The organism is Amycolatopsis sp. CFH S0740, from assembly GCF_004522315.1.
In the GTDB taxonomy this organism is placed as follows: domain Bacteria; phylum Actinomycetota; class Actinomycetes; order Mycobacteriales; family Pseudonocardiaceae; genus Amycolatopsis; species Amycolatopsis nivea.
The window spans coordinates 36,186-51,405 of record NZ_SDLS01000020.1; the positions used below are offsets into that span (position 1 = coordinate 36,186).

The 15,220-nt window shown below is 66.5% G+C and carries 17 protein-coding genes and 1 pseudogene; 6 read left to right on the forward strand and 12 right to left on the reverse strand.

Going from position 1 to position 15,220, the window contains the following annotated elements; genetic code table 11:
* Positions 1-227: 227 nt before the first annotated feature.
* The 3 genes from EIZ45_RS29045 to EIZ45_RS47690 all read right to left on the reverse strand — a co-directional run bounded on the left by EIZ45_RS29045 (position 228) and on the right by EIZ45_RS47690 (position 2,958).
* Positions 228-1,931: a hypothetical protein gene (locus EIZ45_RS29045; protein WP_134667131.1), complete on the reverse strand. Its 1,704-nt coding sequence runs from the start codon at positions 1,929-1,931 to the stop codon at positions 228-230.
* A 418-nt stretch (positions 1,932-2,349) separates the two neighbouring features.
* Positions 2,350-2,709 carry a hypothetical protein gene (locus tag EIZ45_RS29050; RefSeq protein WP_134667133.1) on the reverse strand — a complete coding sequence of 120 codons (360 nt, stop codon included), beginning with the start codon at positions 2,707-2,709 and terminating at the stop codon, positions 2,350-2,352.
* Between the two features lie 81 nt (positions 2,710-2,790).
* Positions 2,791-2,958, reverse strand: coding sequence for a hypothetical protein (locus EIZ45_RS47690; RefSeq protein WP_369333437.1), 168 nt, complete (start codon positions 2,956-2,958; stop codon positions 2,791-2,793).
* A 7-nt stretch (positions 2,959-2,965) separates the two neighbouring features.
* On the opposite strand from EIZ45_RS47690, the gene EIZ45_RS46535 reads away from it, so the two are divergent.
* Positions 2,966-3,139: a hypothetical protein gene (locus EIZ45_RS46535; RefSeq protein WP_205670154.1), complete on the forward strand. Its 174-nt coding sequence runs from the start codon at positions 2,966-2,968 to the stop codon at positions 3,137-3,139.
* A gap of 181 nt (positions 3,140-3,320) precedes the next feature.
* On the opposite strand, the gene EIZ45_RS29060 is transcribed toward EIZ45_RS46535, so the two are convergent.
* From EIZ45_RS29060 to EIZ45_RS29070, 3 genes are read right to left on the reverse strand one after another with little or no spacing between them, the layout of a single operon-like run.
* A complete protein-coding gene (locus EIZ45_RS29060; protein WP_101438554.1) occupies positions 3,321-4,220 on the reverse strand; it encodes an SDR family oxidoreductase in 900 nt (299 codons plus the stop codon).
* A gap of 34 nt (positions 4,221-4,254) precedes the next feature.
* Complete coding sequence (locus tag EIZ45_RS29065; RefSeq protein WP_101438553.1) at positions 4,255-4,584, reverse strand: adenylate cyclase; 330 nt, start codon at positions 4,582-4,584, stop codon at positions 4,255-4,257.
* 18 nt (positions 4,585-4,602) lie between these two features.
* Positions 4,603-5,358 carry a nuclear transport factor 2 family protein gene (locus EIZ45_RS29070; RefSeq protein WP_205670155.1) on the reverse strand — a complete coding sequence of 252 codons (756 nt, stop codon included), beginning with the start codon at positions 5,356-5,358 and terminating at the stop codon, positions 4,603-4,605.
* A gap of 123 nt (positions 5,359-5,481) precedes the next feature.
* On the opposite strand from EIZ45_RS29070, the gene EIZ45_RS29075 reads away from it, so the two are divergent.
* Positions 5,482-6,345 (forward strand): helix-turn-helix transcriptional regulator, encoded by an 864-nt coding sequence (locus EIZ45_RS29075; RefSeq protein ID WP_158242526.1) that lies wholly within the window; start codon positions 5,482-5,484, stop codon positions 6,343-6,345.
* A 302-nt stretch (positions 6,346-6,647) separates the two neighbouring features.
* On the opposite strand, the gene EIZ45_RS29080 is transcribed toward EIZ45_RS29075, so the two are convergent.
* On the reverse strand, positions 6,648-7,067 hold the full coding sequence (locus tag EIZ45_RS29080; RefSeq protein WP_240690812.1) for an AMP-binding protein: 420 nt from the start codon (positions 7,065-7,067) through the stop codon (positions 6,648-6,650).
* A gap of 1,241 nt (positions 7,068-8,308) precedes the next feature.
* Between EIZ45_RS29080 and EIZ45_RS29085 the strand changes: the two genes are divergently transcribed.
* Positions 8,309-8,557 (forward strand): hypothetical protein, encoded by a 249-nt coding sequence (locus EIZ45_RS29085; protein ID WP_134667137.1) that lies wholly within the window; start codon positions 8,309-8,311, stop codon positions 8,555-8,557.
* 1,192 nt (positions 8,558-9,749) lie between these two features.
* Here the strand turns inward: EIZ45_RS29085 and EIZ45_RS29090 are convergent.
* Both EIZ45_RS29090 and EIZ45_RS29095 read right to left on the reverse strand, forming a co-directional pair.
* Positions 9,750-10,691, reverse strand: coding sequence for a hypothetical protein (locus EIZ45_RS29090; protein ID WP_134667140.1), 942 nt, complete (start codon positions 10,689-10,691; stop codon positions 9,750-9,752).
* Positions 10,692-10,752: 61 nt separating this feature from the next.
* Complete coding sequence (locus EIZ45_RS29095; RefSeq protein WP_134667142.1) at positions 10,753-11,421, reverse strand: HAD family phosphatase; 669 nt, start codon at positions 11,419-11,421, stop codon at positions 10,753-10,755.
* 567 nt (positions 11,422-11,988) lie between these two features.
* Here EIZ45_RS29095 and EIZ45_RS29100 point away from each other — a divergent pair.
* From EIZ45_RS29100 to EIZ45_RS46985, 3 genes are all read left to right on the forward strand, one after another.
* The gene (locus EIZ45_RS29100; RefSeq protein WP_158242525.1) at positions 11,989-13,023 is read left to right on the forward strand and encodes a DUF2891 family protein; all 1,035 of its coding nucleotides are present in this window, start codon (positions 11,989-11,991) and stop codon (positions 13,021-13,023) included.
* Between the two features lie 302 nt (positions 13,024-13,325).
* The gene (locus tag EIZ45_RS29105) at positions 13,326-13,529 is read left to right on the forward strand and encodes an LxmA leader domain family RiPP (RefSeq protein ID WP_101438547.1); all 204 of its coding nucleotides are present in this window, start codon (positions 13,326-13,328) and stop codon (positions 13,527-13,529) included.
* Between the two features lie 115 nt (positions 13,530-13,644).
* Positions 13,645-13,995 carry a hypothetical protein gene (locus EIZ45_RS46985; RefSeq protein ID WP_183123040.1) on the forward strand — a complete coding sequence of 117 codons (351 nt, stop codon included), beginning with the start codon at positions 13,645-13,647 and terminating at the stop codon, positions 13,993-13,995.
* A gap of 14 nt (positions 13,996-14,009) precedes the next feature.
* Here EIZ45_RS46985 and EIZ45_RS47695 read toward each other — a convergent pair.
* The 3 genes and pseudogenes from EIZ45_RS47695 to EIZ45_RS29125 all read right to left on the reverse strand — a co-directional run.
* Positions 14,010-14,201 (reverse strand): annotated as a pseudogene (locus EIZ45_RS47695) (hypothetical protein); the annotation flags it as partial.
* 41 nt (positions 14,202-14,242) lie between these two features.
* Entirely contained in the window at positions 14,243-14,677 is a 435-nt protein-coding gene (locus EIZ45_RS29120; RefSeq protein WP_101438546.1) for a heme-binding protein, read from the reverse strand.
* A 111-nt stretch (positions 14,678-14,788) separates the two neighbouring features.
* The gene (locus tag EIZ45_RS29125; protein WP_158242524.1) at positions 14,789-15,217 is read right to left on the reverse strand and encodes a helix-turn-helix transcriptional regulator; all 429 of its coding nucleotides are present in this window, start codon (positions 15,215-15,217) and stop codon (positions 14,789-14,791) included.
* Positions 15,218-15,220 lie beyond the last annotated feature (3 nt).

Consider the following 15,220-nt stretch of genomic DNA (forward strand, 5'->3'; position numbering starts at 1 on the left):
GCGCGAACGGACTCGTTCTCCTCCGGAAACGACGAGGAATTCTCGAAGAAAGACAAATCCATATCCAGCATGGAATTGAATTACTGTACCCGCATCATTGCGGAAAACCTCTTCAGCTGACTGACCGTCGTGCGGTCAGCGATGCGGTCCTGGAGACCGGCGTGTCCCCGGTCTTCGGAACGGCGGCCGCGGTTCGCCCGCACTCAACAGCGGCTGTTTCCCGCTGTTCACGTCGTCACCCGCCCGGTGAACTGAGCGGCGCCGAAACCGTCGACCGTCACCTGTCCGCCGGTCTTCTCGCCCGCGGTCGCGTTCGCGTCGGCGGTGACGTGGAACGTCACCTGAAGCTGGTTCGGCGGGTAGTCGCCACCGGACAGCTTCTTGACGACGTCGTCGCGGCTCACCGGGTCCACGGACGGGAAGACGAAGGTCATCGTCTTCCCGTCCGGGCTCACCGAAACGAGATCGGCCAGCCACGTGCACGCGCCGTTGTTCCGGCCGTCCTTGTCACTGGCGTTCGCCGTGATGTTGTAGCGGCCGCGCACCGTGGATTTCTCGTCCGAGATCGGCTGGAACGTGAAACCGTCCGGAGCCTTGATGGTGATCTTCTTGCCCACCACCGACGAGAGGTCGCCGTTCTCCGGCTGGATCGCGAAGGTCGCCAGGTGATCCCCGCCAGGCGCGGCGGACGGTGACCAGAGCAAGGAGATCGCGCTGGCTTCAACCGTCTTCGGGTCGGAGAACAACGCATCCGAGACCGGGGTCGCCGCGTCCGTCGCCCGAATCCGGACGGCCGTTCCGAGCGGCACGTTCTTGTCCAGCGAGACTCGAGCCGTTCCGTTCTCGATTGTCGCCGGGGACCCGAGCGGCTTGCCGTTCTTGTCGACCGGGGTGACCGTGGCTCCGTTGCTGCCGGAGACCGTCAGCACCTGACCGGGCGATACCGCGCCGTCTTCGGGGTCGGTGATCACCGGCCGGGCCAGGGCCGGAAGCACCGTCAGCCGGCGGCCCGCCGACTGGCCCGTGACCTTGCCGTCGCTCGTCTCGGACGTGACGAACACCTGGTGCGGCTTGCCGTCCGCAGGCACGACCGGCGGCACCCGCAGCGCCCACTTGCCGTCGTGGCCGACGTAGGCCGTAGGGGCCGGAATTCGCGCACCGTCGATGTTCCACCTGATCAGCGTGTCCCTGGGGCCGGTCCCGGTCAGGCCGCCGCCCTCGTGGACGACGAGGTCGTCCGGGCCGTCGACGGCCGGAGCGGCCGGTGCTTCCGGGAGATCCACGGGAAGAAAGGCCCGGCCCGCGATGTCGGCCGCGTTGCCGCCGCCGGACTGGACGATGCCCGCCACCTCGATGTTCCGGACCAGGTCCGACGGGACGCGGAAGCGACAGGACGCGACGAGCGAATAAGCACGCAATGCGGCGAGATCGGCGGCGGGGTCGGAGCCCTTGCTCATCTTCGCGATGATGTCCTGCACGAACGCCGCGAACGCGGCACCGTCGACGTCGCGGCCGTCCTGCTGACCGTCGGTGACCCGCAGGGTTCCCATCGCGTCGTCGTAATCCTCGCACCGGTACCCGTCGAGCTTGATCGTGGCGAGTTTCGACGATGCGAAATGCTGAAGGCCTTGCAGGAACTCGATCTGCCCGCCGGCGACCCCTCGCCGCGGTGCGACGACCGACATCCGCGCCAGCGCCAAGGACATCTTGACTGTCACGACACTGTCCGGCTTGGCCCCCGCCCGCGGCGCGTCCGTGGAGAACTGCATGCCGGGCGGCGTGCCGGCTTCCGCCGAAAGCTCCCGGAACTGCGCTGGGGCACCGGCCGACGCGACCCCGCCGAACGCACCTCCCGCGGCGGCAGCAATCAGCGTCGCCACGGACACCGCTCTGCGAGTGGTCGACGCGACGCGTCTCATCGCGTTTGCCATGAAGCGCCTTCTTTCGCCCTGAAGACCGAGGAATTCAGCCTTTGCCAAACATCGGCCCCGCGCCGACGAGCTTCGCGTAATTTACGAGAACTTTAAGCACGCGGAACCCGTGTTGGCAACGTCACAACTCGCATTCGTTGGACCATCCCGCCGGGGATATGCATTTTCATCCGTTGAAACGGTGATATTTTCATGTCGTCCGAGTGGGGCTCGGAAGGTTCGACGGGTGGCCCTGAAAAGGAGCGACACCGCTTCCGAACGTGCCGTCGCGCGGCAGGAGACATTCATTCGATTACCGGGAACTTGCACACTCGCGTGCCTCAGCGCGACGCCCGAGAGGGCACCGGGCTGCTCGACAACAAGACGCTGAGTCCTACCTGCGCTGAGCCGGGTAAATCGCCGACGGCGGCAGAGGCAGTTATTCGGTCCGGGCGTGGCAGGCCAGCGTGGGATCTCCCTCGGGCTCGGCGACAGCGACGGTGTTGTTCCGCGCATCCGGTGTCGTCGCCGCGGGTGCGAGCAAGCCGCCGCCGAGTTCCTGACGGCCGCGACGCGGACTGGCCTGATTGCCGGAGGTGAACATGCCTCCATTGTCGGCCGAGCCCGCGGCCACTGCGCCATTGACAATTCGAACGAGTGAGCCGCGCTGCTTGCGTGCCGCCACGTCGAGGAAACGGGTCTGCCAAGAGATGCCCCGTGAGCTCCAGGGTTCCTCGGCGGAGACCCGAGGGTCCGTACCGGCCAGGACCAGGGCGTTCCCATTCCTGCGGGTGATCATCTGTCGTTCTGACTCAACCTCAGTCTGGATGAACCGATCTCGGAGAGGTCGAACATCACGCAGGGCTTGCGGACGGCACGATCAGCTCGGACGTCGGGCACCTGGAGCAGGTGCGCACCAGGTTCGGGAAACCGTTGTGGGACATGGAACCCACCGACGCCGACGCCTACGTCGCACGAGCAGGACCTCGAGGAGGTTGCGGCCGAGTCGGTCGACTTCCTGCACGGTAAGCATGTCGCCAGAGCGCATGTAGTCGATGGCGGCGGTCAGCGCGGGGCGGGGCGTCGACGGCGAGCTTGCCGCTGATCTTCTCCTCGAATACCTTCACGCACAGTTCGTCGAGCGCGTCGCGCTGCCGCGCGGTCTCCTGTCGCTCGTGCTGACCCGTACCAGCCCGACCAGCTACCGGTTGTTGAACACCTCCACCTAGATGGAGGCTTCAGCGGCGCGGCGACGGGCGGACATTCAGTAATCGTTCGATTGTTGAACGCCGGAATGCGTCGGCCCGAGATGTCGATGGTCGGAGTCCGCTGCGCAGGTGTCAGAAGGGTCGTGCACCCCAATCGCGCCAGTTGAACGCGCCGCGTTGGGGACATCAGGCCGGGCAGGTTCTACTTGCGGTGTTGGCCGGTGAGCAGAAGGTGTTCGAGGGATGTCGGGGGGTGGCCGGTGAGGGTGGCCACGTCGGTGGTGACCTGGGCCAGTTCGCCGGCGGCGATCGCGGTGTAGGTGGAGATCCAGGCTTCCCGTTGCCAGGCGGGGGCGTTGTAGGCGGCTCTGGACGCCTTGGCTTGGTCGAGGGTTTCGCGTTGGTAGCGGGTTTCCCGGCCGGTGATCCTGGTGATCAGCTCGGCGATCTCGGACAGGCCCAGCGCCTGCGGTCCGGTGAGGCTGTAGGTGTTGCCGGCGTGCGGACCGGGGTTTCGCAGCACGGCCGTTGCCGCGTCGGCGATGTCGTCCTGGGTGACCGCGGCGACCCGGCCGCCGCCGGCCGGGCCGCGGATCACACCGTCCGGCCCGGCCAGCATGGGCAGGAAGTCGGCGTAGAGGTTGTCCCGCAGGAACGTGTACGCCAAGCCGCTGGCCCGGATGTGCTGCTCGGTCGCCGCGTGGTCCCTGGCCAGTGTGAAGGTGGCCGAGGGGTTTGCGCCGTAGAAAGAGATGTAGACCAGGTGAGCGACACCGGCCTCGGCCGCCGCGTCGACGAACGTCGTGTGCGCGGCGACCCTGGCCGGGTCCTCGTGCCCCGAGACCATCAGCACGGTGTCCACCCCGCTCAACGCCTCGGTGACCGCCGGGCGGTCCGCGTACTCGGCCACTGCCACCTCGGCGTTACGCAGTACGGGCGCCCTGGAGGCGTCCCGCACGATCAGCCGCTGGGCGCAGTCGGCCGCCTCCAGCCGCCGGGCGACTCTGCCGCCGAGCTGCCCGGTCGCCCCGGTCACCGCGATCGGGCTGGTGGACCGGAGCCGGGCGGTTCCGGTTCGGGGGAGGGATGGACGGTTGATCATTGTGGGCTCCTTTGGAGTGTGGCGGGGTCGACGATCAGCGAGCGAGCTCGGTGAGAGTGCCGGTGTGCAGTTCGCCGACCCGGCCGTGCGCGGTGGAGTAGGTCCAAAAAGCGTGAACGGTGTCGGTGACGAGGTTCATCGCGTGGGTGACCGTCATCCCCGACTTCTCCGTCCAGCCGACCAGGAACACGCCTGGGGCGATCTCGGCGGCGTGCAGGTCGACGTTCTCGGTTGCCCCGACGGCCGGGCCGGCGAGGACCTCGTAGTGCAGCCGGGTGCCGTCGGCGGCGTAGGTGTTGCGGAACACCGCACCGTTGTCGACGGTGAACCGGTAGGTCTTGCCGGCATAGGTCAGATCGCTCATCTCGGGTTCCTCGCCTTCCTAGAACAGGCCGTTGCCGTGCGGGAGTTCGGCGAGAACAGGGGCGATGACGTCCCAATGCTCGACGATCTTGCCGTCGGCGACCCGGAACAGGTCCCAGTAGGCGACCGGGACGCCGAACTCGCCCTCGGACTGCACCAGGACGAACTCGCCCTCGGCGACGACCCGATGGATCGTGCGGTAGACCAGGTTCTTGCCCTGCTCGGCCCAGGCGGCGGCGGCCGCGCCGAAGCCGTCCAGCCCGTCCGCGGCCTCCGGGTTGTGCTGCCGATAGGTCTCGGCGGAGATGTAGTCGGTCAGCGCCGAGTAGTCGGCGTCCTTGAGCACCTTCTGCGCGAACTCGGTCACCAGCTTCCGGTTGGCCTCGGTGTTGTGCAGGTCGCCCGGTGTGGTCGGGCCGTCGGTCTGCGATCGGCCGGACACGGTGTCGGCCACCACCGGGGTCAGTGCGTCCCAGTGCTCGGTCAGCCTGCCGTCCTCGACGCGGAACAGGTCGAAGGCGACCAGCGGCTGGGGGCCGAAGCCGTGGTAGGTGCCGTGCAGCGCGACCAGATCACCGTCGGCGATCACCCGTGCCGGCTCGTAGCGGAAACCCTCGGGCAAGGTGGCCACCAGTTCGCGCAGCGCCTCGGGACCGTCAGCCGCCAACGAGCTGTGCTGCCGGTAGCCGGCGGCGACCCAGCGGTCCACCGCGGCGGTGTCCTTCGCGCCGAACAGCTCGCCGGTGGCCCGCACAACCAGATCCTTGGTGTTCATCATGTCCTCGTTTCGTTTTTCGCGGGTGTGGCGTTGACGGACTCCAGGTTCGTCCGAACAGGACGGGACGGCGAGGTAAGATCGGGAACCGCTATGGTCAAAACTGGACAACCCGATGCTTCCGTGGCCGTTGCCGAGTTCAGCTTCGGCAACCCGGACCGAGCCTTGCTTGACGTCGAGGTCGTCGACCTCGGCCGCCTGACAGGCAGAATCTCACCCGAAACGCGCACGGTCGTGCACCGCACCGACTTCCACCAGATCTTCCTCGTCACCAGAGGCCAGGCCACCATCATGGTCGATTTCGTGGATCACCCCTGCGCCCCGGGCACGCTCCTCCACGTCACGCCCGGACGCGTCCTGCGCCTGCCCCGCCCCAGCACCCCCGACGGCGGCCTACAGGTGCGGATGGTGCTGTTCGCCCCCGCCTTCCTGCCCCGGCTAGAGCCGGCCCGCGCCCTGCTGAGCCCGTTCGGCCCCGTCGTCTTGCGCCTGCCGGCCCACCAGCGAGCCGGCATCACCCGCGCGATCGACGACCTGGCCACCGAATACGCCCACGCCGTCGCCGACACCGACGAGATCGCCATCGAGGTCCTGCGGCACCTGCTCAGCGCGCTGATCCTGCGCATCGCCCGGCTCCCCCAGCCGGACGACCTCGCCCCTGCCGCGAACGACACCTTTATGCGCTTCCAGCACGAACTGGAACGCTCTTTCGCCGCCACCCGCAACGCCAGCGACTACGCCACCCGGCTCGGCTACACGCTCCGCACCCTCAACCGCGCCTGCCACACCGCCACCGGCCGCACCGCCAAAACCCTGATCGAAGCCCGCGTCATCCTCGAAGCCAAACGCCTCCTGGCCCACACCGACCTGCCCGTCGCCGCCATCGGCCGACGCCTCGGCTTCACCGAACCCACCAACTTCGGCAAGTTCTTCCACCGCGAAACCGGCCACCCACCCGGCACCTTCCGCACCCGCGAACGCACATGACCCACAGGCGGCAGCAGCCGCACATCCAGGTGGATCCGGCGAGCCCGGGGCGAGGTTTGCGGTTGCGAGGCGGCGTTGACGTTGCGGGATACCCGTCGTTGCCAGGCAAGCTGAGCGGGGATCGGGTCGAGTGAACTGGCCGGACACTGCCGTCGCTGACGCCATCCGCGACGCCCCGGAAACAGAACACCCACTGACACGGCATATCGGCGACTTCCTCATCGACCAAACCCACGCCGGGCTCACCGAGCGCGCGATGCGCGCCCGGCCACCGGCATACACCACCAACGAGCAAGCCAACCTCATCCAGACCCGCCGGTGGTCGCTGACGCACCTGGAGCGAAGCTCCTGCCCCCGAACCTTCCCGCGCTCCTGGACGACATCCTGCGCGGAACACTGTGTACACCGCTGTTCCGCAACACCTGACTCCACCGGTTTACCGGCCCGATCTCCGGGGCGGTCAGCAGCGGATTCAGCGGCATCATCGCCAGCCCGGCCTTGAGGATGCCGAAGTAAGCGAGGACGAACTCCGGCACGTTCGGCAACTGGACCGCGACCTTGTCGCCGGGTTCGAGCCCGAGCCGCACCAGAAACTCGGCGACCCTCCCGGAGAGCCCGTCGACCTCGGCATAGCTGAACAAGTGGCCCCCTGCGTACAGAAACGGCTTGTCTGGTCGCGCCGCAGCCGATCCGACGAGCATCGTGGCGAGGTTGAACGACATCGGTCACCATCTTTTCGGAGAGACTGTTCGGAACGTCGGCGAAATCCAGCCGCAGCACGCACCCGCTCGCCGGGTTGCGCGGCCGCCACAGCCGTGCTTCCGGATCGCGGGTGTTCAGTTGGTCCGGCACCATGGCGCGTCTTTCAGATCAGCAGCCCGCCGACGACGACTGCTTGTTCCCCGCTCAGACACAAAGGAGTAAAGCACGCCAATCATGAATCGTCATCACGTCTGCCCGGCGCGGGGCCGCTCGCGCGGGCACGACTAGCCGTCGGCTCACCGCGACCGGCTGCCTTCGCGCGCAGCCATCGAGCCCGCGGGAGCGCGACGAAGGCGCTCGCCCCCGCTTCGATCACTCCGCGCATTCCGCAGCCGGACCTGGACCATTCACGTTCTCCCGCCCTGCGACAGACCGAACGAGGATTCCCTTGGGTATTGCCCGGGACCTTCCGGACACCTCGTCAATATCACGCGAAAGACGTGAAGATCGCACTGTTGCCTCAGCAATCTTCCTGGTTAGAATCACGGTGCCCCGTCGCGGACGGTGATTCCCCCATAGCCCGCGGCGGGTCCTCCTTCCTGGCGGGCGACTTTCGCCGGGAGCGGCCGGAGATATCACCCTCGCACGGGTATGACAGATTCCCGTTCCCGGCAGCGAAAGAGATTCTCGCCTCGACGGCCGTTCCGGACGCAGTCCGTGCGGCGCGGACTCAGCGGAAGGGGCCGACCGGATGGCGGTCACCGGGAATGCGCCGCTGCTCGGCATCGGCGGTCCGGCACGAAGGTTCGCGCGGAACCGGGCTGTGCGAAGGCCCCGTCTCCACACGTGCGCGAACAGGTCAGAATCGCCCAAGGCCGCGAAGGCGCCCGGCGCCGGAGCGACAGCACTCGGATTCTCCGGCCCGACCCGCGAAAGCCCGCCCCTGCACGCACTCCGCCCATCGTCGCCCGCACCGCGACGACAACTGTCCGGTCATGCGGACGACCTAGTGCGCAGGAAAGCCCGTGTCCGCACTCCTTGGCACGCAAGCCGATCCCGGCCTCTTCATCGCGGATCCGGGAACCGCCACCGGCCTGGACGAAGGTAAACCGCGCCACGCCGCCGACGATGACGCAGGACCGCCGCTGACTCGCCGACGGCTGAAACCGCACCACCGAACGCCAGCGGGGCTGGGACAGCTTTCGCCACCGCGGGGAGAGGCCCTGGCATGGGCACACATCGCGCTCTGGAGGACTGGAGGATGCCGATTTTGTTCAACAGGGCGCAAGCTGCGAGTGTCGGCGCCGAGGCCGCCCGCGCGGCGCGCCGAGGGAGGACTGTGTTCGCGGCGATGTTCAACGCCCCGTTCACGGCCAGCGGATCCGTCGCCGGATGGGCGGAGCAGATCGAGGCGGTGGAAGCGGAGGGCTGGATGCTCTCCGACTTCTCCGCGGTGTTGGACGACACCGGACGCCCGCGGGCCTACTGCGTCTTCAGAAGGACGCTGTGACCAAGAACGCGAACAACTGCCGCATCCGCGCGGGACAGCCGGTGCCCGCGCGATAACTCCGCTGACCGAGATGAGGTATTCATGCATCTTGGCGTCCAGCAGGAAACAAGGCGTTACCCGATTGCCATGTCGCGCATGATGCGCCGGGGTGAGAAATAGCGCGCGCTAGCTGAATTCTGCGGGATTTCCGGTTAGCCTTGCGTCGCTCCGCTGTGGACCTGTCACCCGCCGTCCACAGTGAGGCTCAGATTCCCCCGCGGCAAGCGATCTGGCTGGGTTGCGCTGCCGGAAAGGCCCGCCAGGGGCCCGTCCCGCGTTCAGCGGGCCCCTGGCGGAGCGCTGGTTCACCTGGTCTTTGGGGTACCGGGGTGAACCAGCGCTGACCTGCGGTGCGGCAGATCGCTGTACTCCAGCGGCTCCGGACGTTCCTGCTCGGCGAGCACAAAGGGACGCTTCGCGCCGCAGCGTGACCGTGCTGATCACGCCCGGCGCACCGGTGCCGTGCGTGCCGGTGGAGAGCGCGACGGCGACGGCCTGCGCGTCGAAGTCGCAGGTTCGTCATCACGAGCCCGAACGTGTCCAGGGCGACGTTGAGTGCGCAGCGTGGTGCCGGAACGGACCAGTGACCACGCGCGAGAAGGCCTTTCCGGTCAGATCCCTGGGCCGCGGGGCGCCTTCCGTGGTTCGAACGACGAGCAGGTACGCACTCACGGACGGTTCGTCGCGAACCGGGAGCTGAATATGATCGGGTCGCGCGAGTGGCCCCCGGCATGCCGCGGAAGGTGTGGAGCCGATCTACGCTGCCGCGCGGCCAGCACTCCTCGGCGATCGCGGGCACCGGCACCTGATCGGTCGGCACAACCCCGGTTGCGCGGGCGATTCGAAGCGACGGTGGCAACCACCCGGCCCACGCCGGACCCGGGCGGTTGCCGTCCGCTCAGTCTTCCGCACGTCCTCGTCGGCGAACCTCCCGGACCAGCAATGCTCCGAAGTCCAGCAACGCCAGGGCCGTCGGGAGAAAAGCGAACATGGTGAATCCAGTGCGTGCGCGAACCGAACGCGGTGGGTGAAGCTCGACGAGGCCGCGCTTCACCCACCGGTTGCCGATCAGATGCCGAAGGACTCAGCATTCTCCCGACCGAGGGACGGCACCAGCGTGTCCGCCGACAGAGCTGCTAAACGGCCGGGAACCTCACTGAGCGTCCGCGGCCGGCGTGCCCGGGCGGCACTCGACATGTCCGAGGTTGATCCGCTCGCTGCCGAAACCGGCCGAGACGGCGTCGACCGAGATGCCCCCGCCGTCCAGCTGGGTCACCGTGTTCTTCTTGACGCTGAAAGGTTTCCCGTTGACTTCAAGGTTCAGGGGCGATTCCAGATCGATCAGTGCGTGGTCGAGAACCTTCCCGGCGATCGGCAGCGTTACCGTGATGTTGGCTTTCACGCCCGTCGCGGTCGCGGTCGGCTTGGCGCCCGACGGACCGGCCTGACAGCTCGAATCAAGTGCCGTCAGGGAAAGCGAGACGTCAGCTTTCGTGTCCAACCCGACAAACTCGGCCGCTGTGCGGAGGGTGGGGCCAACCACGGGAAGCGCGCTGATGATGCCGCCGAGTTCCGCCTTCGCGTCGAGGGTCGCGGAGCCGCCGCTGACTTTCGCCGTCGAGACGCCGGTGGCCGGGTCTGCCGTCGTGGCGACCTTCAACAACGCGGCGTTGCCGTCGACCTTGAGAAACGTCCCCGAACCAAGATTGAACTCCTTGTTTCCGGCCAGAGCATTGGTCGGAGCCGTCGCAGCGGGGTCGGCGGCCGGCGGCCGCGGCGACGCCGCCGACACGTACTTAGCCGACAGCACCTGCTCGACAATGTCGCCCTGCCCTCCGAGGACGTACCCGTAGGAGCTGGGAGCGACTGGTTCCTGAGTGGCGGCACTGGCCAGACCGGCCGTCCCGACGGCTCCGGCGAACCCGACCACGCCCACCGTCGCGGAGAGCGCGGCAATCCTGGTGAATTTCATGCGTACAGTCCTTACATCACTCGGACGGAATTTGACGACCCGCTGCGCGAACCTTCCCAGCTTGGCCGGAACACATATTGCCGATCTCACATCGAAAACGGCAAGTAAATTCCAGAAGATCATCCTTTTAGCCAATGAATAAATCATCGGCGAGCAATGAAATAATCACGTCCGCTGGCGAATGTCAGGGAGCGAGGCCACGTCCCGGCGCGGGCCTGTTCATCAGGTCGTCGACCCGCCGTCCGACGAGCGAGTCCCACAGTTCGTCGACCGCGTCCGCGGGCAGCGGACGGTAGAACGGGGCCCCGATGACCCACATCCCGGCGCTTCGCGCCGATGCCGCACCGGTCTGGCTGTCCTCGACGGCGACGCAGTCGCTCGGATCGACGCCGAGCAGGCCGGCCGCGCGCGCATACGCTTCCGGTGCGGGCTTTCCTTCCGCTACATCGTCTCCGCTCACGACAACCGCGAAGAAGCCGAACCCCACGTCCCGCAGCACCCGATCGACCACCACGCGGTAGGACATCGTAACGAGACCGACCCGGATCCCAGCCGCGACCAGGGCCGCCAGGAGGTCGCGAGCGCCATCTCGCCACGGCACCGATTCCCGGAGCCTGGTCACGACCCCGGCCATGATGTCGTCGATGACGACCTCCGAGGGCACGTCGAGGCCAGCCGCCCGGACGAGCGCGGCGAGCGTCTCCATCGACGAACCGATGGCTGCGATCCGCGCCTCCTCGCTCAATGTCAAGCCGTGCGCGCCCAGCAGTTCGTCGGCGACCTCGAGATAAAGTTCTTCCGTGTCGATCAGCGTTCCGTCGAGGTCGAGGAGGACCGCTCGGGGCAGGGTCATGCGGGCACCGTCACTTCGTCGTCGAATGCGTTTGCGCCGGCATCACGGTCCGCGCGCCGAAAGGGCACCCGCCTATCCCAAGGCGGGTGCCCGCTCCCGTCGCGACACGTCCCCATTTCGCGAGGGAGTCGACACCCGGCCGGCGCACGGGAGGGGCCTGCATACGCCGACCGGGCTGCTGTGAAAACGGGAATTTCCGCCGCCGTCAATGCCCATGCCCCGGACCGGGGCGAGGCGTTCTTGCCGCAGCTTTATGCGCAGTGTGCACGACGTAAAGCGCCATGTCACCACCCGAATAAAGCCAGTGCATTTTTCCCGTCCGCCACGTGATATTATTCATGATCGGCGAAGGAGTTACTCCCCCGTACAACATTATTGTAGATTTGTTGAACGATCCTTAGAATGAGCAGTGCGCAACAGTCGCCACAGCGAGCCAGTTCGCTCTTCGCATTCAGTCCCGTCCCGCTCTTCCGAAAGCAGGCATGTGACATGGTCGTATCTTCCCGCCCACTCCGATGGCGCTCGCTCGTTCCCTTGGTACTGGCTGCCGCGCTGACACTGCCCGGAGTGGCGCATGCCGATCCCGCCACGCCCAGCTGGCAGCAGTTCGAGGACAGCCGGACCGGCATGTTGAAGAAGCTGGCGGAGCCGGTACTGAATTGTACCAGAAAGAAGGACGATATAGCAGCGGACAGCCCGATTTTCCACGGCTGTTACGACTGGCATTCGGCCGCGCACGGGCACTACGCCCTCTACGCGACCTATCTGGCCACTCACGACAAGAAGTACCTCGACGCCGCAGAGAAGCAAATACAGCCCGCGGGCGATCCCGGCGTCGTGGCGCGAGAACTGAAGTACATGCAGGACGGTTCGATCGGCGAGGACACCGCGGACAGCCCATATGGAATGGCCTGGCTGCTCGAGACGGAGAGGGCGCGCGAGCAGGCCACGGGAACCCGCGCGACCCGGCCGCTGGCCGACGAGGCGGTCAAGCAGATCAAGTCGTGGCTCGCCGACGGCAACGCGGAACAGAATCTCTTCTACGACATGCATTCCAATCTGTCTTGGACACTGCAGACTCTGGCCGGATGGGCGCAGTACACCGGCGACAACGCCCTTCTCTCGTCGGTGCGCGCAGACGTGTCGAAGTATCTGAAGACCGACCAAGCTGACCAGAAATGCGCGAAGGTGCTACCGGGCGAACTCTCCGGCGAACTGGAACCCAAGAGCGACATCACCGAGAATGGCTTCCTGGCACCGTGTCTCATGCGTTTGGCCGCGGTGGCAAAGGCAGGAGGGCCGGGCACCGCGGAGTGGGTTTCGCGCCGGCTGCCCAAGGATGTGTCGGTGTCGCTGCTTACCGATCCGCGGTCGGCACATTCGGCAGGGCTCAACTTCTCCCGGGCCAACGCCCTGTGGGAGATCTACCAGACCACTCGCGACTCTGCCGTTCGCGACGGCTTCGTCAAGCTGGTCACGGCGGAGGTCACCCGCCCGCAGGACTGGGACACGACTTCGGACTACCTGAACTCCCACTGGATCGCGCAATTCGGAATCCGGGCCATCGATCAGACTTTCACTCACACGGAGCAAATCCGCTGACCGAAGCAGCGCGTTTCCCGCAGTGCCATCGCCGCACTTCGGCAGCGCCCCGAAGCGGGAATATTTCAGCGCCGAAAATCCGCGAAGGTTGACACGGCCGCGGCAAATGTCCGATTCTCGAGTTGTCCGCAGCAGCAGCTGATGCGCTCATAAAAATTGAGGTCCTTCCGTTCAACATTTCACGGCACCAAAAATCTTGCCTTCCCTTAAGCGAGGCGATTGCCTAAAAACGTTGAACTCATGCTTGACCGCTCCATATTCGCGAGAGAACGCCTCCGGGCGAACGGTGATGGGAGAACGCGATGCACACGATGACCGAAACCGGTCTGCTGAGCGGTTACACCGCTTACACCACCGCTGAGGAGCTGGACCAGTTCGACGGCAAGACCGCGCCCGCCGCGACCACCCCCGCCCTGGCTCCGATCCTCATCCGGGCCAGCATCATCGCCGCGCGTTCCTCGCAGCAGTGCGCGGCGGGGAACGCCGCCGCGGGCGGCGGGATCTGAAAGACCATCAGGAAGGTCTGCTGACCGCCGACAGCCGGCTCGGCAAGCCTCGGGGCCGGCGTTCTCGCCGGTCCCGAGGCCCTTTCCCGGCAGCGCCAACGATCCGGAAGCGACTATGCCCGAACTCTATTCATCCGACCTCGAAGCGGTCGACGTCGTCACCGGCGAGGTGACGTTCGAGCGCATGCTGCTGGTCGGTTCAGGAGCGCTGAGCGCGGCATTCCTGCCGTACTGGATCAACTGGATCGACGCCATGCTGCCGTCGGTCTCGATGAAGGTCGCACTCACCAGGTCCGCCGCGAATTTCGTTTCCCGGCACGCCGTCTCGGCGTTGTCCCGGACCGATGTCCTGCTCGACGAATGGACGGACGAGCCGAGCCGGGAAGCACCGCACGTCGCGCTGGCGAAGTGGATGGCCGACTCGGGGTGCACGAAGAAATCGCGATGGCTGATATTGCAGGCGTAAGCACCAGCCATCGCGAAGAGGACGAGAGCGCCGATCGCCAGCCTGCGCAGGCGAATGTCGCGGGCGAGGAGGTCTTTCGGCGTGCACAACTGTCCGACGAAAGCGGCCTGCTGGTTCGCGGCCAGAGACGGTCCCAGTGCTCGACGGGCAGGAGCGCGCAGGTGGTGTGCGCCGCCCACGCACTGCGAGACCACCTCGAAACCCACCGCGCGACAGGGCTTCCTGAGTGCATGCCGGGCCCCGGCAACTACACCTGTTGGTCAAAATTCCGCAGGGAGGCGACCGCCGATCGTGCGACCGCGACATCTTGCCGCCAGGTTCCGCCGGAAACGCCAAGTGCCCCCAGGCATCGCCCTTGCAGGGAAATCGGTTCTCCCCCGGGCAACGGCACGAATCGCTCGAGGGCCATCAGGTCGCGGGAAACGATGAGATCGTCTTGGAACATGCCGGACCAGTCCGCGGTTGAGCGTCCGGTCCTCCCCGCGGTGTACGCCTTGTCCTGCGAAAGAGGGCAGGTGTACAGGGGCGCCTCCGGTTGCCGCTCGAAGTAGAGAAGATCGGCTCGCGAGTCGACGACAGCGAAGCTGAACGCCACCCCCAGGTCCCGAGCCTCCGCCTTCGCCACGTCGATCAGGACCGAAAGCCAATCATAATCGGGGTATTCGCCGACTGGTTCCGGCATGATCAGGAACCGTGAACCTGTCCGGCAACCCAAGAAAACACCATGATCATTCCGATCGGCTGTTGGGAGACCACTCACTCAACCCGGGTGGCCCGGCCGGGAGCCCGCGAATCACCGCAGGATGTCCCATTCGTGGGCGATGTGCACGGCGTGCGAACGATTCCGCGCACCCATTTTGGCCAAGACCTTGCGCACGTGGGCCTTGATCGTGTCGACGGACAAGCCCAGTTCCCGGGCGATCGACTGATTGTCCCCGCCGACGGCGATCAACGCCACGATCTGCCGCTCTCGCACGGAGAGGCCTTGCGCACCCGCCTTTTCCTGCCGGCGGGAGCCGGTAATCGAGTAGCGCGGGATCTGGCTGGGCCCGGCGTGATGCGGTTCGACGGACAACCCCGCCGAATGGAGCGCGTTCGCCGCGACCGCCGCGGCCTCGCCGGCAACCAGATAAGCGGCGACGAAGCCACCCGGCGATTCCGTGCCGGGCACCGTTTTCAGCAGCGCCGGACCAAAATTCTTCGTATCTTCTCGAAGTCGCACCCT

What these genes read in the sequence shown, in the direction of transcription:
- EIZ45_RS29045 (WP_134667131.1), bottom strand. Translation starts at nt 1,931, where the DNA reads ATGGCAAACGCGATGAGACGCGTCGCGTCGACCACTCGCAGAGCGGTG.
- EIZ45_RS29050 (WP_134667133.1), bottom strand. Translation starts at nt 2,709, where the DNA reads ATGATCACCCGCAGGAATGGGAACGCCCTGGTCCTGGCCGGTACGGAC.
- EIZ45_RS47690 (WP_369333437.1), bottom strand. Translation starts at nt 2,958, where the DNA reads ATGCGCTCTGGCGACATGCTTACCGTGCAGGAAGTCGACCGACTCGGC.
- EIZ45_RS46535 (WP_205670154.1), top strand. Translation starts at nt 2,966, where the DNA reads ATGGCGGCGGTCAGCGCGGGGCGGGGCGTCGACGGCGAGCTTGCCGCT.
- EIZ45_RS29060 (WP_101438554.1), bottom strand. Translation starts at nt 4,220, where the DNA reads ATGATCAACCGTCCATCCCTCCCCCGAACCGGAACCGCCCGGCTCCGG.
- EIZ45_RS29065 (WP_101438553.1), bottom strand. Translation starts at nt 4,584, where the DNA reads ATGAGCGATCTGACCTATGCCGGCAAGACCTACCGGTTCACCGTCGAC.
- EIZ45_RS29070 (WP_205670155.1), bottom strand. Translation starts at nt 5,358, where the DNA reads ATGAACACCAAGGATCTGGTTGTGCGGGCCACCGGCGAGCTGTTCGGC.
- EIZ45_RS29080 (WP_240690812.1), bottom strand. Translation starts at nt 7,067, where the DNA reads ATGTCGTTCAACCTCGCCACGATGCTCGTCGGATCGGCTGCGGCGCGA.
- EIZ45_RS29085 (WP_134667137.1), top strand. Translation starts at nt 8,309, where the DNA reads ATGCCGATTTTGTTCAACAGGGCGCAAGCTGCGAGTGTCGGCGCCGAG.
- EIZ45_RS29090 (WP_134667140.1), bottom strand. Translation starts at nt 10,691, where the DNA reads ATGATCTTCTGGAATTTACTTGCCGTTTTCGATGTGAGATCGGCAATA.
- EIZ45_RS29095 (WP_134667142.1), bottom strand. Translation starts at nt 11,421, where the DNA reads ATGACCCTGCCCCGAGCGGTCCTCCTCGACCTCGACGGAACGCTGATC.
- EIZ45_RS29105 (WP_101438547.1), top strand. Translation starts at nt 13,326, where the DNA reads ATGCACACGATGACCGAAACCGGTCTGCTGAGCGGTTACACCGCTTAC.
- EIZ45_RS46985 (WP_183123040.1), top strand. Translation starts at nt 13,645, where the DNA reads ATGCCCGAACTCTATTCATCCGACCTCGAAGCGGTCGACGTCGTCACC.
- EIZ45_RS29120 (WP_101438546.1), bottom strand. Translation starts at nt 14,677, where the DNA reads ATGCCGGAACCAGTCGGCGAATACCCCGATTATGATTGGCTTTCGGTC.